Source organism: Maribacter litoralis (assembly GCF_003075045.1).
GTDB classification, from domain to species: domain Bacteria; phylum Bacteroidota; class Bacteroidia; order Flavobacteriales; family Flavobacteriaceae; genus Maribacter; species Maribacter litoralis.
This window is the reverse complement of sequence record NZ_QCZD01000002.1, coordinates 532,641-556,938: the sequence shown is the minus strand read 5'-3', so window position 1 is coordinate 556,938 and position 24,298 is coordinate 532,641. Positions and strand designations below refer to the sequence as shown.

At 36.5% G+C, this 24,298-nt stretch carries 27 protein-coding genes; 6 read left to right on the top strand and 21 right to left on the bottom strand.

Translation table 11 applies throughout. From position 1 onward, the window contains the following. Window positions 1–166: 166 nt before the first annotated feature. The 3 genes from DCS95_RS09715 to surE form a co-directional block, all read right to left on the bottom strand. Window positions 167–871, bottom strand: a complete 705-nt coding sequence (locus DCS95_RS09715) for a putative signal transducing protein (RefSeq protein WP_116770582.1) — start codon at window positions 869–871, stop codon at window positions 167–169. Window positions 872–1,066: 195 nt separating this feature from the next. Beyond that, window positions 1,067–1,720, bottom strand: a complete 654-nt coding sequence (locus DCS95_RS09710) for a hypothetical protein (RefSeq protein WP_116770581.1) — start codon at window positions 1,718–1,720, stop codon at window positions 1,067–1,069. Window positions 1,721–1,828: 108 nt separating this feature from the next. Next, complete coding sequence (gene surE / locus DCS95_RS09705) at window positions 1,829–2,563, bottom strand: 5'/3'-nucleotidase SurE (RefSeq protein WP_116770580.1); 735 nt, start codon at window positions 2,561–2,563, stop codon at window positions 1,829–1,831. Window positions 2,564–2,783: 220 nt separating this feature from the next. On the opposite strand from surE, the gene DCS95_RS09700 reads away from it, so the two are divergent. After that, entirely contained in the window at window positions 2,784–3,692 is a 909-nt protein-coding gene (locus DCS95_RS09700) for a diacylglycerol/lipid kinase family protein (RefSeq protein WP_116770579.1), read from the top strand. A gap of 163 nt (window positions 3,693–3,855) precedes the next feature. Here the strand turns inward: DCS95_RS09700 and DCS95_RS09695 are convergent, their stop codons facing one another. From DCS95_RS09695 to aceB, 11 genes are all read right to left on the bottom strand, one after another. Next, window positions 3,856–4,068 carry a dodecin family protein gene (locus DCS95_RS09695; protein WP_116770578.1) on the bottom strand — a complete coding sequence of 71 codons (213 nt, stop codon included), beginning with the start codon at window positions 4,066–4,068 and terminating at the stop codon, window positions 3,856–3,858. Between the two features lie 236 nt (window positions 4,069–4,304). Beyond that, complete coding sequence (locus DCS95_RS09690) at window positions 4,305–5,018, bottom strand: haloacid dehalogenase type II (protein ID WP_116770577.1); 714 nt, start codon at window positions 5,016–5,018, stop codon at window positions 4,305–4,307. Window positions 5,019–5,041: 23 nt separating this feature from the next. Further along, window positions 5,042–5,386: a DoxX family protein gene (locus DCS95_RS09685; RefSeq protein WP_116770576.1), complete on the bottom strand. Its 345-nt coding sequence runs from the start codon at window positions 5,384–5,386 to the stop codon at window positions 5,042–5,044. A gap of 23 nt (window positions 5,387–5,409) precedes the next feature. Beyond that, window positions 5,410–6,051, bottom strand: a complete 642-nt coding sequence (locus tag DCS95_RS09680) for a DsbA family oxidoreductase (protein ID WP_116770575.1) — start codon at window positions 6,049–6,051, stop codon at window positions 5,410–5,412. Window positions 6,052–6,107: 56 nt separating this feature from the next. Continuing rightward, entirely contained in the window at window positions 6,108–6,767 is a 660-nt protein-coding gene (locus DCS95_RS09675; RefSeq protein WP_116770574.1) for a hypothetical protein, read from the bottom strand. Window positions 6,768–6,839: 72 nt separating this feature from the next. Further along, window positions 6,840–7,154, bottom strand: coding sequence for an EthD family reductase (locus tag DCS95_RS09670; protein ID WP_116770573.1), 315 nt, complete (start codon window positions 7,152–7,154; stop codon window positions 6,840–6,842). A gap of 67 nt (window positions 7,155–7,221) precedes the next feature. Beyond that, entirely contained in the window at window positions 7,222–8,217 is a 996-nt protein-coding gene (gap, locus tag DCS95_RS09665) for a type I glyceraldehyde-3-phosphate dehydrogenase (RefSeq protein ID WP_116770572.1), read from the bottom strand. Between the two features lie 208 nt (window positions 8,218–8,425). After that, window positions 8,426–8,974 (bottom strand): carboxymuconolactone decarboxylase family protein, encoded by a 549-nt coding sequence (locus DCS95_RS09660; protein ID WP_116770571.1) that lies wholly within the window; start codon window positions 8,972–8,974, stop codon window positions 8,426–8,428. Window positions 8,975–9,049: 75 nt separating this feature from the next. Further along, entirely contained in the window at window positions 9,050–9,613 is a 564-nt protein-coding gene (locus DCS95_RS09655; RefSeq protein WP_116770570.1) for a TetR/AcrR family transcriptional regulator, read from the bottom strand. 145 nt (window positions 9,614–9,758) lie between these two features. Further along, window positions 9,759–11,390 carry an isocitrate lyase gene (locus tag DCS95_RS09650; RefSeq protein WP_116770569.1) on the bottom strand — a complete coding sequence of 544 codons (1,632 nt, stop codon included), beginning with the start codon at window positions 11,388–11,390 and terminating at the stop codon, window positions 9,759–9,761. A gap of 75 nt (window positions 11,391–11,465) precedes the next feature. After that, window positions 11,466–13,064 (bottom strand): malate synthase A, encoded by a 1,599-nt coding sequence (gene aceB / locus DCS95_RS09645; protein ID WP_116770568.1) that lies wholly within the window; start codon window positions 13,062–13,064, stop codon window positions 11,466–11,468. 127 nt (window positions 13,065–13,191) lie between these two features. On the opposite strand from aceB, the gene DCS95_RS09640 reads away from it, so the two are divergent. The 3 genes from DCS95_RS09640 (at window position 13,192) to ppgK (ending at window position 16,189) form a co-directional block, all read left to right on the top strand. Then, complete coding sequence (locus tag DCS95_RS09640) at window positions 13,192–14,670, top strand: helix-turn-helix domain-containing protein (RefSeq protein WP_116770567.1); 1,479 nt, start codon at window positions 13,192–13,194, stop codon at window positions 14,668–14,670. A 326-nt stretch (window positions 14,671–14,996) separates the two neighbouring features. Next, window positions 14,997–15,302: a hypothetical protein gene (locus DCS95_RS09635; protein WP_159303221.1), complete on the top strand. Its 306-nt coding sequence runs from the start codon at window positions 14,997–14,999 to the stop codon at window positions 15,300–15,302. 137 nt (window positions 15,303–15,439) lie between these two features. Further along, the gene (ppgK, locus tag DCS95_RS09630; RefSeq protein WP_116770565.1) at window positions 15,440–16,189 is read left to right on the top strand and encodes a polyphosphate--glucose phosphotransferase; all 750 of its coding nucleotides are present in this window, start codon (window positions 15,440–15,442) and stop codon (window positions 16,187–16,189) included. Window positions 16,190–16,268: 79 nt separating this feature from the next. Here the strand turns inward: ppgK and DCS95_RS09625 are convergent, their stop codons facing one another. The 6 genes from DCS95_RS09625 to DCS95_RS09600 form a co-directional block, all read right to left on the bottom strand. Next, a complete protein-coding gene (locus DCS95_RS09625) occupies window positions 16,269–17,168 on the bottom strand; it encodes a DUF6503 family protein (protein ID WP_116770564.1) in 900 nt (299 codons plus the stop codon). Between the two features lie 34 nt (window positions 17,169–17,202). Continuing rightward, window positions 17,203–17,991 (bottom strand): SDR family NAD(P)-dependent oxidoreductase, encoded by a 789-nt coding sequence (locus DCS95_RS09620; protein WP_116770563.1) that lies wholly within the window; start codon window positions 17,989–17,991, stop codon window positions 17,203–17,205. Between the two features lie 288 nt (window positions 17,992–18,279). Beyond that, entirely contained in the window at window positions 18,280–20,082 is a 1,803-nt protein-coding gene (typA, locus tag DCS95_RS09615) for a translational GTPase TypA (RefSeq protein WP_116770562.1), read from the bottom strand. Window positions 20,083–20,188: 106 nt separating this feature from the next. Next, window positions 20,189–20,734, bottom strand: a complete 546-nt coding sequence (locus DCS95_RS09610) for a hypothetical protein (protein WP_116770561.1) — start codon at window positions 20,732–20,734, stop codon at window positions 20,189–20,191. A gap of 47 nt (window positions 20,735–20,781) precedes the next feature. Further along, entirely contained in the window at window positions 20,782–21,363 is a 582-nt protein-coding gene (locus DCS95_RS09605; RefSeq protein WP_116770560.1) for a hypothetical protein, read from the bottom strand. A gap of 89 nt (window positions 21,364–21,452) precedes the next feature. Beyond that, window positions 21,453–22,019, bottom strand: a complete 567-nt coding sequence (locus DCS95_RS09600) for a hypothetical protein (RefSeq protein WP_116770559.1) — start codon at window positions 22,017–22,019, stop codon at window positions 21,453–21,455. An 83-nt stretch (window positions 22,020–22,102) separates the two neighbouring features. On the opposite strand from DCS95_RS09600, the gene kdsA reads away from it, so the two are divergent. After that, window positions 22,103–22,921 carry a 3-deoxy-8-phosphooctulonate synthase gene (gene kdsA, locus DCS95_RS09595; RefSeq protein WP_116770558.1) on the top strand — a complete coding sequence of 273 codons (819 nt, stop codon included), beginning with the start codon at window positions 22,103–22,105 and terminating at the stop codon, window positions 22,919–22,921. Here the strand turns inward: kdsA and DCS95_RS09590 are convergent. After that, entirely contained in the window at window positions 22,918–23,328 is a 411-nt protein-coding gene (locus DCS95_RS09590) for a DUF1801 domain-containing protein (RefSeq protein ID WP_341865185.1), read from the bottom strand. The two genes, kdsA and DCS95_RS09590, sit on opposite strands and share 4 nt — an antisense overlap. Window positions 23,329–23,383: 55 nt before the next feature. Here DCS95_RS09590 and DCS95_RS09585 point away from each other — a divergent pair, with 55 nt between their 5' ends. Continuing rightward, window positions 23,384–24,286 carry a phospholipase A gene (locus DCS95_RS09585; RefSeq protein WP_116770932.1) on the top strand — a complete coding sequence of 301 codons (903 nt, stop codon included), beginning with the start codon at window positions 23,384–23,386 and terminating at the stop codon, window positions 24,284–24,286. The last annotated feature ends 12 nt before the right edge of the window (window positions 24,287–24,298 follow it).

The following is a 24,298-nucleotide window of genomic DNA, read 5'->3' as shown; positions in this document are numbered from 1 at the left end:
TGTTTTTATGGTTTAAAATTGGTTTGACAGTCAAAACAATAGCTTTTTTTTGATAGGAATGGAAAGGGAATTCCAATAAGAAGTATAGCTGTAGCAATGGATCCTCTCGATGGTTTTGGTTTTGAAACTTCCGTTGAGCCACAATTTGGGCATTTTAATTCTTTCATCAATAGTATCTGCTCATTAGATTTGAACAATAAATAGTTAATGAGCCAGAACTCATAATTAGTTCTTTTTGGTTAATCTCATATTCATATTTTCTTTCAAGAAGAAAGTCCAAAGTGTCAATTTCCGATATCTTTATAACATTATTTACTAGTTTCCATTTACCATTAATTCTAGGTGAATTAAAACCAGGAAAATTTATTTGTCCAGTAGTTTCAAAGTTTATTTTCTCTAAACATGTACCAACCAAGCGTATTTGTATTTGGTCCGATAAGGTATATGGAATATATTCTTGGTTTTGATAGACTAAGTAATCCACACACCAATTTCTCTTGGTTAAAAGTTCTAAATCAGTCGGACGATTTAAATATCGATAAACAAATAAAGTTGAGGCTAATACTATAGTAATGGTGACAAATGAAAAAAGTAAAAATTTGATTCTTTTTTGAAATATTAGGTTGTCGATTGTTTTTTCAATTTTACTTTGTTCAGGCTCTTTCTCTTTTTCCGCAAGTCCACTTTCCTCAAGAATTTTTCTAGCTCTTTCTAAATTAGATTCCTTTACTTGAAGTCGAACACCACCGATTGCTTGTGAAAGAAAATTATGTGCCTGAACAGTATTTTCGTCGAGGACTCTACAATCAATACCTTCTGATTCTAGTTTGGACTTAACCACTACCAGTTCTGTAGGGAACATGAAAGTCATTAAGGTTTTAAAATTTTCCAATATTTCTTAAATAAGTGCTGCACAAATCTGTGCAATAGCTAATAAGTAAGAAAGATACTATAATCTATGAAAACCAATAGCCGAAGAAATGTAAAAGTATTGAGCAGAAAAAACGGCACAAAAAAAGCCGGTATTTAAAATACCGGCTTTCTATAATTATTTAAGAAGTTCTTCCTATTCCGCTCCCAACTCGGTAATTTTTTTCTCGTAGAGCTTTTTACTTTCTACAACGGCAACGTTCAATTCTTGCATGATACCGTCTACACGACCTTCAATACTTTTCATTTGATCGTTGATATTATCGAAAGAATTCAATGCCGCAGCTACTTCTAAAGCCTTTACGACCTCAACGGCATCGCCATGTAACAACCTAAGTTTATCTATTGCCTTAGAGGTATTGGCTAAAGTGCCGTTATACTTTGTACGTGCCTTTTCAATAGCACCCAACAAGGTTTTCTTACTTTTTTCGTCACTTAGACTATTGGTTTGGGTTTCCATAGCCGTAAATAGATTTGAAGCCTTTTCCTTAAGATCTTCATACTCTTTGGTAAGGTTTTTTACCCTGCGGTCTACTTTTTCCCAGTCGCCGTACACTTTAGCGAATTCCTTATCTTCATTTTTAGTATCCTCTAGGGCAGTCTTTAAAGCGTTTAAGGATTCTAGCCCTTTATTGACATTTTTATTCGCAGTTTCCTTTTTATTCTCAAAGGCATTGACCTGAGATTTAAATTTATCCTTTAAACGAATAAGGTCTTCTGGACTTTTATCTTTCCAACAAGAAGTCAATGATAATGCTACAAAGGCAATGAGTAGTGTTTTTTTAAACATATGTATACGCTTTAGTTAATGGTGGGGCAAATATACATAATCTATTCCCTTTTATTTATTGGCATATACAACCCGTACCACGGCCACTTGCTCAAATTAAGGCAGTTACTACTCTTGTTCTTGACATTTTTGGTTTAAAAATTTATGATCGGTAAGATTCAATACCATTGGGGTTATACTTGTTTTACCTTGCTTTACGGCCCAACGATCAGATTCTTTTTCCTCGGGTTCTAGGGGAGTGACCGTAAACCAAAAATGCTCTCTTCCCATTGGGTCTTTGTTCGCCAATATTTTACCGTCATATTGCCGAACAGATTGGCTTGTCCATAATATTTCACCATCTGGATACTGAGGGAAATTGATATTCAACAATTTTAATTCATTTTCATGTACAACCTCATCCAATGCATTTTTAGTAAAGGGTTCCAACATTTTAAAATCGGGTTCATCTTTACCTATAGATATACTCAAAGCAATACCCCGAACGCCAAAAAGTACAGCCTGCCTAGCCGCTGAAAGCGTACCTGAATGCCATGCGGAATTACCTAAATTTGCACCTATATTAATACCGGAAAGTACAAGGTTTATACCTTCGAATAAATGCAGCCCAAGTGCCACACAATCCGCAGGGGTACCTGCTACCCTGTACGCCTCTATACCTTCAAAATGGATGGGCGATTTTTTATACGTTATGGGTTTACCCGAAGTTATGGCCTGCCCCATAGAAGACTGTTCTATATCTGGCGCCATTACGATTACCTCCCCATATTGTGAAGCAACCTTTGCAAGACTAGAGAGTCCTGGGCTATAAATACCATCATCATTTGTTACCAATATCTTCATATTCTAATATTTAAAATTTGTTAATTGGAATCTTTCAAAAACCTACATTTCAATTTACCAAATAATATACTTTTTACATTTCACCAACCTGAATTGCATCAACATTTGCTTTAAATGAAGCAATAACTGAACTGAACAATACGGAAATTTCTATGTAGGATAGCATCCTCTCCGCTAAAGAGTTAGGTTGTATATCTCAGTTACTAATTAGACCTAAAAAATGAAAAAAGCACAAATAGTTCATAACCCATCATCAGGAGATGGTAGTCATACCAAAGAGGAAGTAGTGGCCCAGGTTGAAAACAACGGCTTTAAGGCAGCATATGTATCTACAAAAGATGACGCCTCTTGGCAAAAATTTCAATTTGGGGAAATGGAAAATATATTTGTTGCCGGAGGAGATGGTACGGTCACTAAAATAATGGAAAAATTATTGAGCGAAGTACCCGACCAAAAAATATTGCTACATGTATTACCACACGGAACCGCTAACAATATTGCCAAAACGCTTCAAACAACAACCATTATTGAACAACATTCTATCAAAGATGAAAAAAAGACTAAAAATTTTGATTGCGGAGTGATTGAGGGCGGACCCACAAAGTTTTTCTTTGAAAGTTTAGGTATCGGAGTTTTTCCAGAATTAATAACTCTAATGAAACAAATAAATACATCTGATAATCCTTCAAAGAAACTGAAACGATCGTTAGATGAACTAATCGGCATTCTACAGAACTTCGAAGCCATTGAAACCAGTATCGAGGTAGACGGATTAACATTGGAAGGTTCCTTTATTCTGATAGAGCTTATGAATATTAAATATTTAGGGCCCAACTTACATTTAGCGCCCAACGCCGATCCCGGTGACGGATATTTTGAGCTTGTTCTAATAACGGAAGAAAAACGTGCTGAATTTTTACATTATCTAAAGGCACTATCAAATGGATCAAAATCAAAAAATAATATAGAAACATTTGCAAAAACCATACGAGTACAAGCATTGAAAATGAAGTGTATCAACATCAAAATTCATATTGACGATACCGTGGTAGATACCTGTAGCAACGATACACTAGAGATTAAAATACGGCAAAACTGTCTACAATTTTCAAAAATCCCATTTGAGTAATATTAAATCGAAAATGTTTACGCGTTAGGTATAACCACAAAGCTACTATCTTAATTCATCTATAAATAGCGATTTTGCAAAAGTTTTATAAAAAAAGGAACTGATTAACAGTTCCTTTATCCTTTCGTAAATCTCTAGATTTATAGATTTATATTTTTGTTTTCTAACTATCTTGATTATCGACCGCAAAAGAGATTTTCGCATTTACCCCGTATGAGGTAATGGCATCATTTTCTACTTTAGCATTCATTTCTTTGATGTATATAGATTGTATATTCTTTACACTTTTTGAAGCTTCTTTAACGGCATTTGCCGCAGCGTCATCAAAACTGGTTGTTGATGTTGCCATAACTTCTATTACCTTAACAATTTTCATTTTATACTTAATTTTAATTCAACAATACGTCTAACTTGTTAGACTTTTACTTACATAAACTTAAGCAGTCAAATCACTAAGGATCAACACAAAACCTTGAATATTTAGCACTATCCCTAAGCTAATATACACTAGCCCATTGTTGACTTTTTGAAATACCTTTACGCAAAAAAATGCGCACCGCTAAAATCAAGTTGAAATTCTGATTGAAGGCAAATTATCAGATTTAATACACACTATTTATACTCCGTTAAAACCTTGGCTACCTGCAATACATCTGGTTCAAAAATTTCTGTTTGAACCGCCAAAGGAAAAGGTTGTTGCCCAGGTCTGCTTACAAAGGCTGCACGCCAACCTGCCCATAGTGCACCTGCTACATCCCAGCCATGGGCTGCAATAAGCATACACTCATGAAGCTCCACTCCCATTTTTTTAGCTCCCCATGCATAGGTTTCGGTAAAGGGCTTGAATTTACCAGTTGGTTCAACGCTTAGCATTTCATCAAAATACTCGGTCAATCCGGCATTTTCAAATTGCTTTTTTAGACCGTCTTTAGATGAATTGGTGAATGCGACTAATTTGTATCCGGCAGTATTTAATCGAGACAAAGCTTCTTTTACCTCTGGGTGTGCGGGTAAATTACCCATTGCTCCAGAAATAATCTCGCGTGCCCTATCTTCGGAAATAGAAATGTTATGATTAGCCGCTACCATTTGTAACGCTGCGGCACCAACATGTCCAAATGGTTTATATTGGCCACTTGCTGATACCACCAAAGCATATTGAAGCATAGTTGTAAACCATAAGGATAGCAACTCTTCTCTACCACCAAGTGCCTTACCCACCTCTTCTTTGACCGAAGAAAGATCTAAAAGGGTTTCATTGACATCAAAAAACAAAACCTTTGGTCTAATACCTTTAACTGATGGGTTGCTTTTTTCTAAATCCATATATGTTGTTTTATAAAATTTCGTTACACCTTCTTACTAAAGATATAAGAAACAATCAATGCAACCAAGGCTATAGCCGCTGCCATTTGTTCCCCATCCCCTACCATAATATGTGCAAAAAATGCTAATAGCACCGCAAAGAAAAACGCGGCATATGCCCATTCTTTGATCAAATGAAATTTAGGATTCCATATAGCGAACAACCCCAGTAATTTTGCGGTTGCGTATGGATAAATTAAATAAGTTGGGTAACCCAAACTGGTAAAGGCCGCTTTTACATACTCATAATTAAAAAAGTACATGCCAGCGGAAAACAGCATTACCAAGGTGAATATTCCCGTGGCAACGTAATAAATAATCTTGTTCATAGCTTTTGTTTATTGTTCGTCTACTACCCTACCAAATCAGTAAGCACCTGTTTAAACGTATCTACAGGTTGTGCCCCGGTTACGGCACTTTTCATATTAAAAACAATGGTAGGCACGGAATTTACACCCATATTTTTCCATTGTCCCTGTTTATTCCTTACCTCGTATCTGGCTTCTTCGTTATCTAATTTTGCCAATGCTTCATCGGCATTTAAATCAACATCTAACAAAGCTTGTTTTAGCACTGCTCTATCGGACACATCTTGCCTTTCATTAAAAAAGGAATTCATTAGTCGCAGTTTAAGCTGGGTCTGTTTACCAAAATCTTTGGCATACTCCAATAATACGTGAGCATCAAAAGTGTTTGCCATACGCATACCTTCAAAATAGTCGAACTTAAAACCAAGTTCTTCCCCAATATCGGTCATGTTCTGTTGCGATGCTTGTTGTTGCTCTAAAGTAGAACCATACTTTTCGGCAATATGTTCCGTAAGGTCTTGCCCTTCTGGTGGCATGCTCGGGTTGAGTTCAAACGGCTGCCATTCAATCGATACCTTATCTTCAAAACCTAGCTCGGTAATTGCTTTTTCCAACCTTTTGTATCCTATAGCACACCATGGGCATACTACATCCGATACTATATCTATTTTTAATTTTTCACTCATAATTTCATTCTTAAAAGTCAACAAACGTACTACTTGTCTAAGTTAGTTGACCGTTACTATTTACTAATGGCAGTTGTATTCAAGTATTTTTCCTCCATTTGGCAATCTTCAATACTTCTATCTTCGGATGTCATATTCAACACCATAGAATTTACTACCCTACTTTTACTAAAATCCTGCTTCACAATAAGCGCCTTATGATATACGCCTAGCGTTTCTGCCGGAAGCGTAGCGTTGCAATTATTCATAATCACAATATGATATGCTTCCTTATCGAACAATTTTAATTTCGTTGTAAAGGATACCAATAGAGATTCATCCTCTTTAAACACGGGAGTGAAATTGGCTATATGCTCTTGATCATTTGCTTTTGCAAAGGCATGATAGTCTGCAATGTGCAACTCACTTTCCACCTCGCTAGGTTCATAACCTAATAACAGAAAAGATTGATCGCCTGCATTATCTACATGAAAAGGAGTATTCACCTGCTGATCGAAACGCACCAACCAATGATAACTTAATTTTTTAGAAAAATGGGTTTCACTTAAAAGGGACAGTTCCTTTTTCAGTGTTGTCATGATCGTTCTAAACTCGAACGGTGTATTATTCTTACCTAAATCAAAATGATGAAAACCAGGTTTATCGGTATCTGTTCTAAAAACAGCACTAAAACACTGTTGCGCCAATTTTTCAATAGATACATCTGTCTTCGTCATAGTCAATTATTTCACCAATAGTTAAACACGTCTCTAGCAAGAACACCGAAAAATTCTATTTAAAATTTTATTCTAAAATGTAGTCAATTCGCTGATCTGAATTTCTCCTTGCACATTGCTGTAGTTCTTTACATCATCTGCAAATGTAGCCGCATGCGGACCAAAAGCTGCTTGAAAAGAAGCAACGTCATCAAATTTTAAATGAGCAATGACTACATAGGGTGCCGCTTCACCTGGCGCTCTACCACCAACACCAAGATCCAATTCCAATCCTTTCAATGCACTACCCACTAATCTTTGAACCATGGGCAAGTGTGTATTTTTATAATAATCAGTATCGAACTTTACGCCTTCGCTATTCGGATACATTACAGATACTTTAATCATGTTTTATATTTATATAGTTAAAAGAAAGTAGGTATTCCTGAAGACCAGAAATACCTACTGCTTTGTTTTATTTTATTTCTGCTAATATTTGACGGATCATTTGATTGGTGAAACCCCATTCGTTATCGTACCAGGTCATCACTTTCAATAAATCGCCATCTACGACTCTAGTCATTCCCAAATCGACCGTAGAAGCATGCGGATTCTTTACAATATCGGAAGAGACCAAAGGCTGATCTGTGATGTCCAAAATATTCTTATACCTGTCGGTAGCCGCTTCTTCCTTAAAGATTGCATTTATTTCTTCAGGAGTTACTTCGCGTTCGGTCACAAAGGTTAAGTCGGACATCGACCCAACCGGAATTGGTACACGTAGGGCAACACCATCGAACTTACCGGCAAATTCAGGTAACGCTTTGGTAGTTGCTATAGCCGCACCCGTTGATGTAGGTACAATATTGGCGGCACCGGCACGTCCCATTCTCATGTTCTTTTGTGAAGGCGCATCTACAATACCTTGAGAAGCGGTATAGGCATGTACCGTTGTCATAATCGCTTTTTTAATACCAACTCTACGACCCAATACTTCTACTACCGGACTAATATTATTGGTGGTACAACTTGCACAAGAGAAAATATTGGTTTCCCCGGCATCGGTATTTACACCGTGTACTACTGTTGGTATATCTTCACTTTTTGTAGGAGCGGAAATTATAACCGATTTGGCACCCGCTTTAATATGTTTTTTGGCATCTTCACTCTTGGTAAAGAAACCGGTACTTTCAATTACGACATCAATTTCATGTGATGCCCAAGGTAAATCTTCAGGATTGCGTTGCGAGTTGTATTCAATTTTTTTACCATCTACGATCAAGTTGTTCTCATCATGAGAAACCTCTTTTTCATATATACCATATACAGAATCATACTTTAGTAAATAAGCAATATTTTCTATGGATACAATATCGTTTACCGCTACTAATTCTAATTCTGGCGTATCTAAAATCACCTTTAAAGAGGCTCTTCCTATACGTCCCATTCCGTTAATTGCTACTTTTTTCATTTTCTCGTTTTTTTTAAGTGTTACAGATTAAGATTTCTTAATAGCGTAACTAAGAAATCGATATATAGACTACCCTAACTTACTTATTACTTTACTACAAGACGATTCTATTATATTAGGGTTTTGTTAATTAATAAACCTTCTGCCCATAAGCAGAAGGTTTACAACAATCAACCCATGGTTTCTTAGGGGGAATTACGAAACCAATTTATTTAGACCATTCAAATTTTTTGAAAGCATCGTCTACCGGCGTGTTTGCAATGTGGTTAGTATAATTACTAATTGTTTTTTGCGCCAAGCCTAAAATAATTTCCAATACTTGTTGTTCACCGTAACCTACAGCGTAAAAAGCATCTAAATCTTCTTGCGTTACGTTACCTCTATTACGAACAACACTTAATGTGAACGTACGTAAAGCCTCTAATTTTTCATCTGCCAAAGGAGTTTCATTACGTAAAGCTTCAGTAATAGCTTCATCAACCTTCATCATATTTGCAATACCGGTATGTGCAGGTACACAATAGTGACATGCATGCTCAACATTGATCGTTTGCCATACCACGGTTAACTCATCGTTATTGAACGAAGTTTCAGTAAATAATTGATGTAATACTTGGTAACCTTCCAAGGCTTTTGGTGCTGATGCAAGTACCCCATGAAGACCTGGTACCATGCCAAATGCTTTTAGAGAGTTTTCCAATAATGGCTTGCTACTTTCTGGTGCAGATTCAATGTCGTGTACTTTTAAAGTTGTCATAATGTTTCTGATTTTAATAATTATTATATTTATGTTAAATCTAAGCAAACGCTTAGTTATAGATTAAAAAAAATGCTACAAGTGTAAGAACGTCATTCTAATAATATCTTTAAGCGTTGCTTCATTGAACACTTTAGATGAAATGGACAGTCCTAAAAGAGCGTTCATTAAATAGTCGGCTTGTGCTTCTATTTCTTTCACATCCCTTTCGTCGTCTTGTTTAAGATTCCTTACAAACAATTCTCTAATATTTAAAGAAAAGCGTTTTAATGCCGCCATAATAATGGGGTTGGAATCTTCTTTTATTTCGTTTACCGTATTGGTAACCAGGCAACCCTTAAAAATTGCACCTTCTCTTGAGAAGTCTAAAAAATCGTAAAAATAATTTTTGATTCCCTCTACTCCGTTATTGGAATTTTCCAAGGTATTGGTGATGGATTTAATTTGAGTATTATAAAGTTTAATACTCTCTAAGAATACACCTTCCTTATTTTTAAAACTGGCATATATTGAGAACTGGTTAATACCCATTTCCTTTTCCAACATACGAACAGAGGTACTCTCATAGCCATTACGCCAAAACAAGCGCATTGCCTTTTCTATGACCTCAGCTTCGTTATATTGTTTTTTTCTTGCCATTGATTCTAATTCCAATACAAAACTAAGCAAGTGCTTTGATATAAAAAAGTTTTTAACCAAGATTTAGCAAATACGAATGTAAAGCATAAAAAAATGAGCCAACTCAGAGGCTGACCCATTTTAGGAAAGTAAGCAAAACAGTTTTTTAGGTCAACACCTCTACTTCTTTTTCAATTTTCTTTGTGTTGGATACCGCGTCAAATTGGTTTGACGTATTCTTGGCTCCACCTGCTTTTAATGCCTTATCACCGGCAAAAAACGATTTATGATCATCTCCAAGATCAGACCCCGCCATTCTCTGGTGTTTTACACAAGCCACACCTTTACGTATTTCTTGTCTTTGAACACCTTTTACATACGCCAACATACTTTCTTCACCAAAATAACCTTCAGTAAGATCACTCATATGCAATGCAGTAGTATGATATGTAGGTAATGTAATTAGGTGGTGAAAAATACCGGCATCCCTAGCACCATCAACTTGAAAACTTCTAATTTTCATATCAGCTCGGTATGACAATTCTGATGTATCATACGCTTCTGACATTAAATTATTTCTATCGTATTCCGTCATATTTTCACCTTCGGCAAGCATTTCATCATAAGCCTGACCACGAAAGTTCAATGTCCAGTTAAACGAAGGCGAATTATTATATACCAATTTCGCATTAGGCACCACGGCTCTAATTCTATTTACCATATGAGCAATTTGCTTCACATTTGGCGTTGGTGTTTCTATCCAAAGTAAATCAGCACCATTTTGCAAGCTGGTAATACAATCCAAAACTACCCTATCTATATTGGTGCCGTTTCTAAATTTATACAATCCGTTTGGCAAACGAATTGGGCGCACCAATTTACCGTCTCTTTTTAAAAGAACATCATCTTCGCGTGCATCGGTAATATCAATTTCTTCAGCTTCAACGAAAGCAAGATATTGCGACGCCAAATCGCCAGGTTTTTGACTTACCGGCAATTTTTGGGTAAGTCCGGCTCCTTCAGAATCGGTTCTTGCTACGATCACCCCATCGTCAATTCCCAACTCAATAAACGCATATCGTACTGCATTTAGCTTGGCTATGAAATCTTCATGAGGTACGGTTACCTTACCATCTTGGTGGCCACATTGTTTGGCATCTGAAACCTGATTTTCTATCTGAATGGCACATGCACCCGCTTGGATCATTTTCTTAGCCAATAAATAAGTTGCCTCTTCATTACCAAAACCGGCATCAATATCAGCAATGATCGGTACAATATGGGTTTCGTAATTATCGATTTCATCTTGTACATCTTCCCCTTCCTCCAATCTTCTGAACAGATCGTTCAATTCAATAGCATCTGCCTGACGTAAAAAATCATAGATTTCTGCAATTAAACTAGAAACCGCCGTTTTTTCATGCATAGATTGGTCAGGTAACGGTCCGAATTCTGATCGTAAAGCGGCCACCATCCACCCAGAAAGGTATAAGTATTTTTTATTGGTCGTTTTGTGGTGTTTTTTCACGGCAATCATTTTTTGCTGTGCCACAAATCCGTGCCAACAACCCAATGATTGTGTGTATTTAGACGGATCTGCATCATACTCCGTCATATCTTTTCTCATGATGCCCGCAGTATATCTGGCAATGTCCAAGCCAGTTTTAAATCTGTTCTGTGCGACCATTCTTGCAGCATTCTCGGGGTTAATATCGTTCCAGGTTGAACCATACTTTTGCTTTAAGTTTCTTACGGTCTCCAATGCCGAACTGTACTTGCTTTGTTCTAAATTTTTCATAATTTTGAAATACGTTATTTATTATTGATAATGAGATCCTGCACATTGTTGCCGCAATGGCAGGATCGTTTTTATTTATATGAACTTATAGGCGGGTAAGGTTAAAAATTCCTCGAAATCATCTGTCACCACCAATTTATCGAACAGTTGTATTGCCAATTCAAACTTGCTGTTCTTCAGGTTTTCTTCTCCCACTTCGGTAATCAATTTTTCCACCTCGTTATCGAAAATTTCCATGTATAGTTCATTGGTCAACTTACGCCCATCGGCTAAAATGACTTCATTTTGTAGCCATTGCCATAATTGGGTTCTAGAAATCTCAGCTGTTGCGGCATCTTCCATTAAATTATAAAGTGCCACGGCGCCATAGCCTCTTAACCAAGCTTCGGTATACAGAATACCTACATTGATGTTTTTTCTAATTCCGGCTTCCGTAATAGTTCCTCTAGGTATTTCAACCAGATCTTGTTCCGTTACATGTACATCTTCTCGCAACACATGCATTTGATTTGGCGTAGGCATATGTTTATTAAATTCGACCATAGCAACTTCTACCAAAGCTGGGTGAGCCACCCAAGTACCATCATGACCGTTTTGAACTTCACGTTCTTTATCTTTTCTTACTTTCTCCAACGCTTCGGCATTAGCCTTCTCATCGTTCTTTATCGGAATTTGAGCCGCCATACCACCAATAGCAAGTATGCCACGTTTATGACACCTTTGAACCACCAGTTTTGCATAGGCATCCATAAAGGGTGTGGTCATAGTCACCTGATCTCTATTTGGTACCACGAACCCAGGGTGATTTCTGAATTTTTTGATGTAAGAGAAAATGTAATCCCAACGACCACAGTTTAACCCAACGATATGGTCTTTTAGTTCGAAAATAATTTCATCCAATTGAAAACTAGCGGTAATGGTTTCTACCAAAACGGTTGCTTTAAAAGTACCAGTAGGCACACTCAAATACTCTTGGGCAAATTCAAAAACTTCGTTCCACCAACGCGCTTCTGTATAATGCTCTAATTTTGGCAGATAGAAATATGGTGCAGTTCCATTCTGCATCATTGTTTTGGTATTATGAAAAACGTACAGTCCAAAATCTACCAAACTACCTGATGCCTCCTCATCATTGATCAACAAGTGCCTTTCGTTTAGATGCAAACCTCTAGGTCTTACCAACAACACCGCAGTGTTTTGATTCAATTCATAAGATTTACCTCTCTTGGTATCCGTTAGACTAATAGTCTTTGTATTGGCGTCCATCAAATTTTGCTGCCCTTCAATACTATTTTTCCAACTTGGCGAATTACTATCCTCCAAATCTGCCATGAACGTTTTGGCACCGGAATTCAAAGCATTGATAATCATTTTACGATCTACCGGTCCGGTAATTTCTACCCTTCTATCTTGCAAATCCTCAGGAATACTTCCTGCAGTCCATACACCTTCACGAATAGATTTAGTTTCTTTTGGAAATTGTGGATACCGACCACTATCAAAGACTTCTTGCTGGACTTCACGGTTTTTAAGTAGGCGTAATCGTTTGTTGTTGAAATTCTCATGCAACGCTGTAAGAAACTCTAAAGCACTGTCTGTTAGAATCTCAGGATAGTAATGATCTACCTGATTTGCGTACTGAATTTTCGGATGTTTTAAAATCGTGTTTTCCATTGTAAAAAGTTTTTGTTGACACAATGATAGATCAAAATCTTTTACAAAACAAGCGAACGTTCGCTAAATTTATAAAATTCACTTTTTTTACGATGTACGCAAAATGTAGTATCTTTAAAATCTCATTATGGAACAAGAATACATTAAACTCATCTTTGGCTTAAAACTGAAGCAAATTCGAACCGATAAGAATTTATCCTTATTTGGGTTGTCTAAAATTTGCGGACTTTCAAAATCTTATTTGAACGAGATTGAAAAAGGAAAGAAATATCCGAAGCCAGATAAAATAATTCTACTTGCCGAAAAATTAGATGTACCGTACGATCAAATGGTCTCTTTGAAGCTAGACAAAAATTTAGCCCCAATTGGCGATCTACTTCGCTCCAAGATTTTAAAGGAGATCCCGCTAGAGCTTTTCGGAATAAAGGAAAGTGACCTTATAGACATTGTAGCAACGGCACCTGCAAAAGTCAATGCATTTATTAGTACCATAATTGAAATAGCCCAGCATTATAGCTTTAGCAGGGAGAGTTTTTTCTTGGCGTCGTTACGTTCTTACCAAGAGGCCAATAACAATTACTTTGACGATCTAGAGCAACAAGTATTAAAATTTGCCAAAGCCTATCATTTAGACTTATCAAAAACGCTCACTTCAAAAGATTTAGAGGAAATACTTATTGAAGAATACGGCTATTCTATAAATAATGGTGAATTAGAGAAATATGAGGCGTTGGAAAACTTACGCTCATTATTTGTACCCGAAACAAAAACACTATTGCTCTCTGCCGATATTAACGAGCCGCAACGAGCATTCATATACGCAAAAGAAATAGGTTATAATTTTTTGACCTATACAGATAGGTTATACTCTTTTCCCTGGATAAAATTTGAAAATTTTGATCAGGTCTTGAATAATTTCTACGCATCTTATTTTGCAGGTGCATTGGTTATACCTAAAACTCAATTGGTTCCTCAGCTTGAAGAAGTATTTAAAACAGACCATTTTGACACTAAAAAGTTCTTAAGCCTTATTAATAGTTTTAATGCATCACCAGAATCTGTTTATCAACGACTAACAAATATATTACCGAATTCATTCAACATTCAAAACCTATTTTTCTTACGTTTTACACACAGATTAGGCAGCAAAAAATACCATTTAAAAAAAGAATTGCACCTTTCGCACCAACACTCCCCCAGAGCCAACGAAACCAATGAACATTATTGTCGACGTTGGGTTTCTTTAAAAGTGCTGAACGATATTAAAATGAGCCAAAAAGATCATGAATTCGATATACAAATCTCAGAATATGATGGTGAGGACAATAGCTATATCGTTTTATCATCTGCCACAAAAGACCCTTTTAAAGACAATCAATTTAGGAGCATAAGTATTGGCTTATTGATGAACAAACAGCTTTCTAGAAAGGTAAAGTTTTTAGAAGATACCAAAATCAAAACCCAACAAGTGGGAGTTACCTGCGAGCGTTGTGCCATTAAAAACTGTAAGGAACGACAAAACTCACCCATTGTTCTTGACCGGATTGCAAAAAACAAAAAGGTAGAATCTATTGTACAAGAGTTGCATTCCAAGTTTAAATCTTAAACTAAGCTTTTAATGTTTTACACTAAAAACACACTACATCATCGCTTTTAATTATTATGAGTTATCTCTGCAAACAACTGTTTGCAACCACCATCTAACACTGCCATAAATCTCAAGCATCAAACCCAGCACAAAAGGCTAGGTTATCGCAGAAGGTTTTAGCCAGACTGACTTACCGTTATTTACGATTAAAAAATCTATCATAATAAAATGATAAAATTCAACGTTATTCAACTAATTAGATTTCATTTGTATCAACTTTTCTCACCTTAAAAAAGTGCTGAAAACCGGACAAAAAAATCGATAATTAACTTAACAAGAAAAAAATGAAATCACTTTTAATTGTATTGTTCGTTTCCATTTCTAGCTTGACGACATTTGCTCAAGATGAAAGCACTATGAACGCCACCTATGAAGGCTTTGTTAACGATGCGTATGTGTTCACTGACGGTGAAGGAGAACGTATTGAGTTTAACAATGTAAGCAACCAGGTTAGTGCCAAGTACGACCTTAAGGGTACAAAATTTGTAGGTAAGCAATTTTCTATCACGTTCACGGTAGATTTTGAGCTGGACGAAGATGACGAAGAAATACAAGTAAGCACGATTACCGGCTTGCTCATGCCAATATAAAAAACATCAAGGACCTTAAAAGGTCCTTTTTTTATGCCTTCAAATTAGAATGAAATATCACAAAATAGACTCAAAATAATCTCACTTCAAAGAGCCGAAACTTTTTCGTTTCTTTGTAATTCATAACAAAACATAAAATGACTTTACTTGGTATTGATGTAGGTGGTTCTGGAATTAAAGGAGCTTTAGTTAATTCTGAAACCGGAGAAATGATTTCTGAACGTTATAGAATACCGACTCCCATACCTAGAACTCCCGAGGCAATGACCGATGTTATCGCCAAAATTGTAGCCCATTTTGACTATAAAGGTAAAGTTGGTTGTGGTTTCCCTACCATTATTAAAAACGGTATCTGTAAAGCTACCGGTAATCTTGACAAAAGCTGGTTGGGTGTTAATGTAGAAGAATTATTGGAAAAGAAAACCGGACTTGACTTTACCGTGATCAATGATGCCGATGCAGCAGGTTATGCCACTATGAACTACGGTATCGGTAAGGGAGAAAAAGGTTTTGTGGTTATGATTACCATTGGTACCGGTTTAGGTAGTGGTGCTTTTTTAGATGGAAGATTGATTCCTAATTTTGAACTAGGTCAGATTCCTTATAAAAAATATTCAAAAATTGAAAAATGGGCAGCAGGCTCAGCCAAAGATCGCGAAGGACTATCCTATAAAAAATGGGGCAAAAGATTCAATACCTTCTTAAAGTATGTTGAATTGATCGTATCTCCAGATTTAATTATTTTAGGCGGTGGCGCTTCAAAAGATTTCAAGGAATTCAAATCAAAAATAAAAATAGATACCAAAGTTATTCCCGCAGAATTACAGAACCATGCAGGTATTATAGGCGCTGCGGTAGCTTCGCAATACAAAGCGAAAAAAGCTTAATTAGAAAAATAACAGTATAACATAAAAAAAATCCCAAAGATACCTTTGGGATTTTTTATGCTTTTATTTCAGCTACAAATTAGTTCAAAATCTTAGCGTCTGCAGGAGCATCGAAAAAGTCTTTTGGCAATTCTTTCTCAAAAGAGACATCTGTAAAATCAATTTTGGTAATGTACTCTCCTGGCTGATCACCATCAACGGTCCAATACGTTTTAAATCCGCCTGGCATGGTAATTCCGTCTACGGTTTGCTCACCAACAAATTCAGTGAATTTTTCCGGAGCATGACCACCATCTTTAAAATACTCTGGGTAAGAAACAATGTAACGCATAACTGCAATTTTATTTGTTTCTTTATTTACATATAGAATATAATAATCGTCTGGTGCATCACCTGTACCCGCATCAAAAGTTACTTTTACCGCATTGTAATCTTGGTCTTTAAAAGTAGTGGGTTCTAGCAGCTCTAGATTTACCCCTTCGCCACTTAAAACAAACGGATGCCCTACAAACCATAATGGTGTAAGCGCCCAAAATTTGGTGTCATAAGCAAAAACGGTACTGTCTTTTGCCTTTACCCAAGCCTTTTCACCTGTCCACCCAAATTTTGCAGTTTCATCGGTTGTACTAGTATGTAAGGCACGGTTACTCCACGTGTCTACCGTTTGGTAACTATCTCTTGCCGTTTTACCGTTTAAAGGCTGATAATTAAAACGAAATGAAATAGGACCGTTAGCAAACCAAGTATCTAAACCACCATGGGTTTCCATAGCATTCCAAATAACTTTTCCTGCTTCAGATGCATTTAGTCTTTCTTTTGTTTTTTCAACTCGTGAATTCACCCAAGAATTCGGATAAGAAATAACATTCGTTTCAGCCACCACTTCTTTAGCTGGTTCACTAACCGATTTAGGAGTTTCTTTACAGGAAATAACTACTGCAAATACTGATAAAAAAGATAATTTGTAAAATAATTTCATAGTTGTGTGCCGTTTGTTTATTTCCCAGTCAATATCACACGGCTTTATGATCTAAACTGGCGGTTTTTCGTTCCTCATAATTCTCGGCAACCTTTTTATCCAATTCCTCTGGTGCCTCAAAATTCAAGGTATTTTCCTTGAGTCGTTCTTCTCCTCCAAAAATTACCTGAATTTCTTTATTAAATAAACCTTCTAATGAACGCTCTGCCACATACTCGGGCGCATCCATTTGTCTACCCTTAAATTTCTGCATCATTTCGGTATCCGTAGCGGTTGGAAAAGCACAGGTAACCGATACCTTAAAAGGAGCCAATTCGCGTCGCATAGAATCTGAAAACTGACGAATTGCCGCTTTCGTACTACCGTAAACAGCATAGAAAGGCATACCGATCAATCCTAGTCCCGATGAGATATTCAAGATATAAGCGTCTTCAGAAAACTTCAATAATGGAATACAATACTTTGTCAATAACATGACAGCAGTAAGGTTAACGGCTACCTGATCGTACAAGTCTTCATCTTGTATATCTTCTAAAGGACCTGCAGCAACAATACCAGCATTATTGATCAAAATATCAAGGTGCCCCCATTTATCTTCAATTCGCGCAGCTGCATCGCGCAACACCTGAATATTTGCGACATCACCTGCAATTCTTAAAAAATTAACCTCTGGAAATTCTTCCGATAACTGCTTAAGATTACCCTTGTCACGAGCTATTACGGCTACGTTGGTTACACCGTTTTCAATAAGATGTTGAACCATACATTTTCCAATACCACGAGTACCCCCGGTAATGAGTACATTTTTACCTTTTAGTTGCATATTAATAAGTGTTTGAGTTGAGTTAAATTGCACTTTAAATTATATAAAAATTGGTCTACAAACGAAGAAAATTGCAGGATGAATGCATTATTAAGGAAGTAGGAAAATCTATCTTAAAATTTTGCGTTTTTCTTAGTCAATAGCCGTTAATCACCAACAAAACAACTAAGTAAGCACTAAACATTCTATATAATAAATCTCTCTAATTAACAAAAAACAAAAAAAGCCACCTTAATAAAGGTGGCTTTTGCATTGTAAAGTAAAATTTTGCCTAAAAAAGACTTTTACTTATGCTATCTTGTTACGCTTACGGTCATTCTCGGTTAAGTAGATTTTACGAAGACGTAAAAACTTAGGAGTAACCTCAACATACTCATCTTTCTGAATATATTCCAATGCCTCTTCTAATGAAAACTTAATTGCAGGAACAATTTTAGCTTTATCATCTGCACCAGAAGAACGTACGTTAGATAATTTTTTGGTTTTAGTAATATTCACGGTCATATCATCTCCACGAGAGTTTTCACCAATTACCTGACCTTCGTAAATATCTTCACCTGGATCAACAAAGAACTTACCTCTATCTTGTAATTTATCAATAGAATAAGGAATCGCTTTTCCTGTTTCCATAGAAACCAAAGAACCATTTTGTCTTTGTGGAATATCTCCCTTCATCGGTTGGTACTCCAAGAAACGGTGTGCCATAATAGCCTCGCCAGCAGTAGCGGTCAACAATTGGTTACGAAGACCAATAATACCTCTAGAAGGAATTATAAACTCGCAAACCATACGCTCACCTTTAGCCTCCATACTGGTCATTTCACCTTTACGCATAGAAACCATTTCAACAGCTTTACCTGAAACAGCTTCTGGTAAATCTATCGTCAATGCCTCAACAGGCTCACATTTAACACCATCGATTTCTTTGATGATAACTTGTGGCTGACCAATTTGTAATTCGTATCCTTCACGACGCATTGTTTCAATTAAAACTGAAAGGTGCAATACACCACGACCGAATACTAAAAATTTATCTGCACTATCGGTTTCGTTTACACGTAACGCCAAGTTCTTTTCCAATTCCTTTTGAAGTCTATCGTTGATATGACGAGAAGTAACGAATTTACCATCTTTACCAAAGAACGGACTATCGTTAATGGTAAACAACATGCTCATTGTAGGTTCGTCAATAGCAATAGTTTTCAAAGCTTCTGGATTTTCAATATCGGCAACGGTATCACCAATTTCAAAACCTTCAACACCAACCAAAGCACAAATATCACCCGTTTCAACCTCTTCTACTTTCTTACGACCAAGACCTTCAAAAACGTATAATTCCTTTATTTTGGATTTTACGATAGAACCATCGCGTTTTACCAAAGAAATTTGCTGATTTTCTTTCAATGTTCCTCTTTGTAATCTACCGATAGCAATTCTACCTGTAAATGAGGAGAAATCTAAAGAAGTAATCAACATTTGAGTATTTCCTTCTTTTGGTTCAAAAGTTGGAATATGCTCAATAACCATATCCAATAAAGGCTCAATGTTTTCAGTTTCATTTTGCCAATCGGTACTCATCCAGTTGTTCTTTGCAGAACCGTATACTGTAGGGAAATCTAACTGCCACTCTTCGGCACCTAGTTCGAACATCAAATCGAAAACTTTTTCATGTACCTCTTCTGGAGTACAGTTTTCTTTATCTACTTTATTGATCACCAAACAAGGTTTTAAACCAAGGTCGATTGCTTTTTGCAATACAAAACGTGTTTGTGGCATAGGACCCTCGAAAGCATCTACCAACAACAAAACACCATCTGCCATATTCAATACACGCTCAACTTCACCACCAAAATCGGCGTGACCAGGAGTATCGATTATATTTATTTTCGTGTCCTTATATATAACGGAAACGTTCTTAGAAGTAATGGTAATACCACGTTCTCTTTCCAAGTCGTTATTATCCAAAATTAAATCACCTGTATTTTCGTTTTCACGAAACAAGCTACAGTGGTACATTATTTTGTCTACCAAGGTCGTTTTACCGTGGTCAACGTGCGCAATGATCGCAATATTTTTTGTAGTAGTGGACATAAAAGGTCTTATTTAAGCGTGCAAAGATACTTTAAATAATAATAGCCACACTTAAACTTATGTTATTTTTATCTTATTGATTTTGAGATAGTTCTATAAGATTAGACTACTTTTTTCTACCACCGATCACCCAACCTAGTCTTATATCAATTAAAATGCCCGCATCTACATAAAACTCATCGGCAAAAACACTTGGACCAAAAGCCAACCCCCAATAAAATCCCTTTTCGTACGTACGCTGCATACCATAAACGATCGCCGCATTATAAAAGTAGTCAGAAGCATATTCCAAATCACCTATAATTGGCGTTCCAAATTGAAGCTGATTTAAAAATGCAACGTAATTACCGGTATTGCCCGATATGTTCTTTCCTTTCTGTAATCTTCTATTAAAATTAATATATTGCCTAAGATCCGCCTCAAGACCAGGGTAAAGACCAAAACTGGTTTCCCTATCTGACCCTCCATTAAGTGCAAAACCTAAAAACGCCTCAAAATTCAAGGTAGTTTTATCTGCGACCCCTACTTCATAAGATACACCCGGTGCTAGTAAATTAATTTTGAAGAGTCCGTCTTCCACTTGTTTATTCGACTGAGCGATTACACAAACAGCGGACATAAGAAATGCCGTTAAGAAAATAATTTTTTTCATGATTGTTTTGGTTTGATTATGCGAAGTATATCAAATATCAGACCAGTTTAATCGAACGTAGGTTTCCTAGGTTTTCGTTTTGTAGCCACCCAACCGAAAGTGAAATTTACCATGAAACCATGCCCATTATCTACGCCGTTTCCATCAAAATAACCGTACCCTACCTCTGCATTTATATTAAAGCCTTTTCTATTGGTACGTTGTATACCGTATACTGCGCCATAGAAAGCAAAATCATAATCACTACTTCCGTCAGTGATATTATCGGTAAACTGTACAGGTTCCCAAAATACACTACGGGCAGGACCAATGTAATTTGCAGAGTTACCAACCACATTTTTATTGATATCTAATCGCTCTTGAAAATTATGGTAATATCTAATTCTGGTATGCCATGCATAACCCAAAGTATAGCCTTCTTGATATCTAGCAAAAGCCGGAGTAAAACTAGTGGATGCACTAACGTTTTTAAAAAGACCCAACTCATATCGAATACCAGGACCCAATAAGTTGATGGTAAATTGATGCCTTTCTAGATTAATGAGTCCGTTACCTTTTTCAGAAAAATCCCTAATCTGAGCTTGTGTTGTAACCGATAAAAACAGAAGAATAAGTGTAATTTTTTTCATGTAGATTGATTGATGTTGCAACTAAAACTACATGATTTAAAAAAAGTAATCACTTGATTTAAAGAAATATTAAGAAAATACTTACGTAGTTAACGACCTACGCACCAGCGTTTTTCACTAATGATAAAACCAATACTTAAGTTGGCCACTGGATAAATACCGCCTTCAAACTGTCCAGCATAATAAGCCGCACCTACATCTACCGAAAAGTTGAATCCAGAATCATAACTGCGCTGTAAACCGGTTACCAAACCGGCATAACCGAAGGCTCCTTTTACATTTTCATTTTCTATAGTTCTAGGGCCAGGAAAAAACACAGCTGCCGCGGGAGCTATGTAATTAGCAGAGTTACCATAGATCTGTCTTCTATTGCGCTGTCGTTTTTCAAAATTGTAGTAATACCGGTACTGTGCGGCAACCGCAGGAAAAACGCCCAATTCATGATATACGTCTGGCAACAGAGGATCCAAAGCAACTTGAATACCTGCTTTAATATCAAAAGTGGTATTGGCACCCAATGCCATTTCATATTCTAAACCAGGATTTATAAGATTGATCTTTACCTGCCTTAACTCGCAATTTTTACCAAATTGAGCATGGGCTTTGCCCGTTAGAAGAACAAGCGATATTAAAATTAGAAACTGTTTAATTTTCATTCCTATATGTGATTTCGACAATCTTATCCTAATAGAACAGTAAGCTTCTTAAAATAGTATCTTTGTTTAAAAATATTCGACGAATGAACCTATCTCTTATACCCCAAATAAAACATACGGACAGTAATAATTTTTTCCTTCTTTCAGGACCTTGTGCCATTGAAGGTGAAGATATGGCCTTACGCATTGCAGAACATATTGTGACCATAACCGACGAGCTTAAAATTCCTTATGTATTCAAAGGAAGTTTCAAAAAAGCAAATCGAAGCAGATTGGATTCCTTTACCGGGATAGGCGATGAAAAAGCATTGAAGATTCTACGTAAGGTTTCTGAAACTTTTAAAGTACCTACGGTTACCGATATACACACAGAGCAAGATGCTGCTATGGCTGCAGAATATGTAGATGTATTACAGATTCCTGCATTTTTGGCCCGCCAGACAGATTTAGTTGTTGCCGCTGCTGAAACAGGAAAAACAGTCAACATAAAGAAAGGGCAATTTATGAGTCCCGAGAGTATGAAGCATGCCGTAAACAAAGTTACTGAAACGGGTAACGAGCAAGCTATTATTACTGATCGTGGCACCATGTTCGGTTACCAAGATATGATTGTAGATTTTAGAGGTGTACCCACTATGAAACAATATGCCCCTGTGGTTTTGGATGTAACGCATTCGTTACAACAGCCTAATCAAACTTCCGGTGTTACAGGTGGTAGACCAGCAATGATCGGTACTATGGCACGTGCAGGTGTTGCAGCAGGAGTTGACGGACTTTTTATAGAAACTCATTTTGATTGTGCCAATGCAAAGAGTGATGGAGCCAACATGCTGGATTTAGGATTAATGAAAAAACTATTGACAGATTTAGTAGCGTTGAGAGCTGTGGTGAATCAATTTTAATTTAAATCTTTCTGCTTATAAAACCCATTTTTACGAACGGAATAAGCATCTTTTAATACATCAATTAGAATATCGTTATCAATACTTTCAAGTGTACTATAACGTAATGAACGTATTACTTTTCTATTTTCAGAAATTAGTACGTTCAAATGTTTTGTAAGGTGGGCAGAATTCCAAAAAGCAATATCCACGAACTTCTTTTTATGATTGGCATTTAAATAACAAATGGGCGATTTGCCAATGTAGAAACACGGAATATTCCATTTAAATTTCATTTCAACGTCTGGCAAGGTTGTTTCGATCATCATTTGCAAATGCATTAATATACCTTTGTATGGTTCCGGTTGATTAAAAATGTAGTTCTCTGCAGGGTTCATATCTATTTCAATTGCATTAAGATATCGCACAATTACGACTATGATTTCTAATCAAATATATAATTTTGCCACATTAAAATTCATCATGAATACAAAAACAACTTCAATACTATCCGCATTGTTATTTTTTGCTTGTACTATTTGTTTATCACAAGATAGTGAAGATGACAATTGGTATTTTAACAATAGTAAAAGCTTAACCGAATTATGGGAACTTGATGATGAGCACCATCGTGGTAACTTTATACTTACCTCTTACAAGCCCATTTATATGACCTTAGCCAAATACTCCACCAACCCAAACGAGTTTCCAGTAGCCGAAAATTCAGATAAAGTCTTAGACGAACCCAACAGTTTAAATGCTGTGGAGGCAAAATTTCAGATCAGTTTAAAAACAAAGATTTTCCACAATATGTTAGGCGGACATATGGACCTTTGGATGGGTTACTCACAAACTGCCTATTGGCAAATTTATAATACCGAGCGATCAAGACCTTTTCGTGAACTCAATTACAAGCCAGAAATTATTGCCAATTTCCCTATTAAATTTCCTATTCTAGGGTTTGATGCAAAAATGGTTGGTCTATCAATAATACATGAATCTAACGGACAGTCAGATCCCATATCCCGAAGTTGGAACCGTATTGCTTTACACGCCGGTTTTGAAAAAGGCAACTGGCAAGTAATGCTTAAACCTTGGTTACGTATAGGCAGTAAAATAGACGATAACGAAAACATATCTGATTACATAGGGCGTGGTGAAGCCGATATTACGTATGATTGGGGCAGACAACGCTTTAGAGCCATCGCCCGACACTCACTAAACTTAGGAGATAAAAGCAGGGGCAGCTTACAATTGAACTGGTCTTTTCCAATACATAAAAACTTTAATGGGCATGTACAATTCTTTGATGGTTATGGAGAGACTTTAATTGACTATAACCACAGACAAACTACGTTAGGCATTGGTGTTTCGTTGATCAATTAACGGTTTTAGTGC

Excerpts from the sequence above, each read along its gene's own strand:
- DCS95_RS09715 (WP_116770582.1), bottom strand. The coding sequence starts at position 871 with ATGACTTTCATGTTCCCTACAGAACTGGTAGTGGTTAAGTCCAAACTA.
- DCS95_RS09710 (WP_116770581.1), bottom strand. The coding sequence starts at position 1,720 with ATGTTTAAAAAAACACTACTCATTGCCTTTGTAGCATTATCATTGACT.
- surE (WP_116770580.1), bottom strand. The coding sequence starts at position 2,563 with ATGAAGATATTGGTAACAAATGATGATGGTATTTATAGCCCAGGACTC.
- DCS95_RS09700 (WP_116770579.1), top strand. The coding sequence starts at position 2,784 with ATGAAAAAAGCACAAATAGTTCATAACCCATCATCAGGAGATGGTAGT.
- DCS95_RS09695 (WP_116770578.1), bottom strand. The coding sequence starts at position 4,068 with ATGAAAATTGTTAAGGTAATAGAAGTTATGGCAACATCAACAACCAGT.
- DCS95_RS09690 (WP_116770577.1), bottom strand. The coding sequence starts at position 5,018 with ATGGATTTAGAAAAAAGCAACCCATCAGTTAAAGGTATTAGACCAAAG.
- DCS95_RS09685 (WP_116770576.1), bottom strand. The coding sequence starts at position 5,386 with ATGAACAAGATTATTTATTACGTTGCCACGGGAATATTCACCTTGGTA.
- DCS95_RS09680 (WP_116770575.1), bottom strand. The coding sequence starts at position 6,051 with ATGAGTGAAAAATTAAAAATAGATATAGTATCGGATGTAGTATGCCCA.
- DCS95_RS09675 (WP_116770574.1), bottom strand. The coding sequence starts at position 6,767 with ATGACGAAGACAGATGTATCTATTGAAAAATTGGCGCAACAGTGTTTT.
- DCS95_RS09670 (WP_116770573.1), bottom strand. The coding sequence starts at position 7,154 with ATGATTAAAGTATCTGTAATGTATCCGAATAGCGAAGGCGTAAAGTTC.
- gap (WP_116770572.1), bottom strand. The coding sequence starts at position 8,217 with ATGAAAAAAGTAGCAATTAACGGAATGGGACGTATAGGAAGAGCCTCT.
- DCS95_RS09660 (WP_116770571.1), bottom strand. The coding sequence starts at position 8,974 with ATGACAACTTTAAAAGTACACGACATTGAATCTGCACCAGAAAGTAGC.
- DCS95_RS09655 (WP_116770570.1), bottom strand. The coding sequence starts at position 9,613 with ATGGCAAGAAAAAAACAATATAACGAAGCTGAGGTCATAGAAAAGGCA.
- DCS95_RS09650 (WP_116770569.1), bottom strand. The coding sequence starts at position 11,390 with ATGAAAAATTTAGAACAAAGCAAGTACAGTTCGGCATTGGAGACCGTA.
- aceB (WP_116770568.1), bottom strand. The coding sequence starts at position 13,064 with ATGGAAAACACGATTTTAAAACATCCGAAAATTCAGTACGCAAATCAG.
- DCS95_RS09640 (WP_116770567.1), top strand. The coding sequence starts at position 13,192 with ATGGAACAAGAATACATTAAACTCATCTTTGGCTTAAAACTGAAGCAA.
- DCS95_RS09635 (WP_159303221.1), top strand. The coding sequence starts at position 14,997 with ATGAAATCACTTTTAATTGTATTGTTCGTTTCCATTTCTAGCTTGACG.
- ppgK (WP_116770565.1), top strand. The coding sequence starts at position 15,440 with ATGACTTTACTTGGTATTGATGTAGGTGGTTCTGGAATTAAAGGAGCT.
- DCS95_RS09625 (WP_116770564.1), bottom strand. The coding sequence starts at position 17,168 with ATGAAATTATTTTACAAATTATCTTTTTTATCAGTATTTGCAGTAGTT.
- DCS95_RS09620 (WP_116770563.1), bottom strand. The coding sequence starts at position 17,991 with ATGCAACTAAAAGGTAAAAATGTACTCATTACCGGGGGTACTCGTGGT.
- typA (WP_116770562.1), bottom strand. The coding sequence starts at position 20,082 with ATGTCCACTACTACAAAAAATATTGCGATCATTGCGCACGTTGACCAC.
- DCS95_RS09610 (WP_116770561.1), bottom strand. The coding sequence starts at position 20,734 with ATGAAAAAAATTATTTTCTTAACGGCATTTCTTATGTCCGCTGTTTGT.
- DCS95_RS09605 (WP_116770560.1), bottom strand. The coding sequence starts at position 21,363 with ATGAAAAAAATTACACTTATTCTTCTGTTTTTATCGGTTACAACACAA.
- DCS95_RS09600 (WP_116770559.1), bottom strand. The coding sequence starts at position 22,019 with ATGAAAATTAAACAGTTTCTAATTTTAATATCGCTTGTTCTTCTAACG.
- kdsA (WP_116770558.1), top strand. The coding sequence starts at position 22,103 with ATGAACCTATCTCTTATACCCCAAATAAAACATACGGACAGTAATAAT.
- DCS95_RS09585 (WP_116770932.1), top strand. The coding sequence starts at position 23,384 with ATGAATACAAAAACAACTTCAATACTATCCGCATTGTTATTTTTTGCT.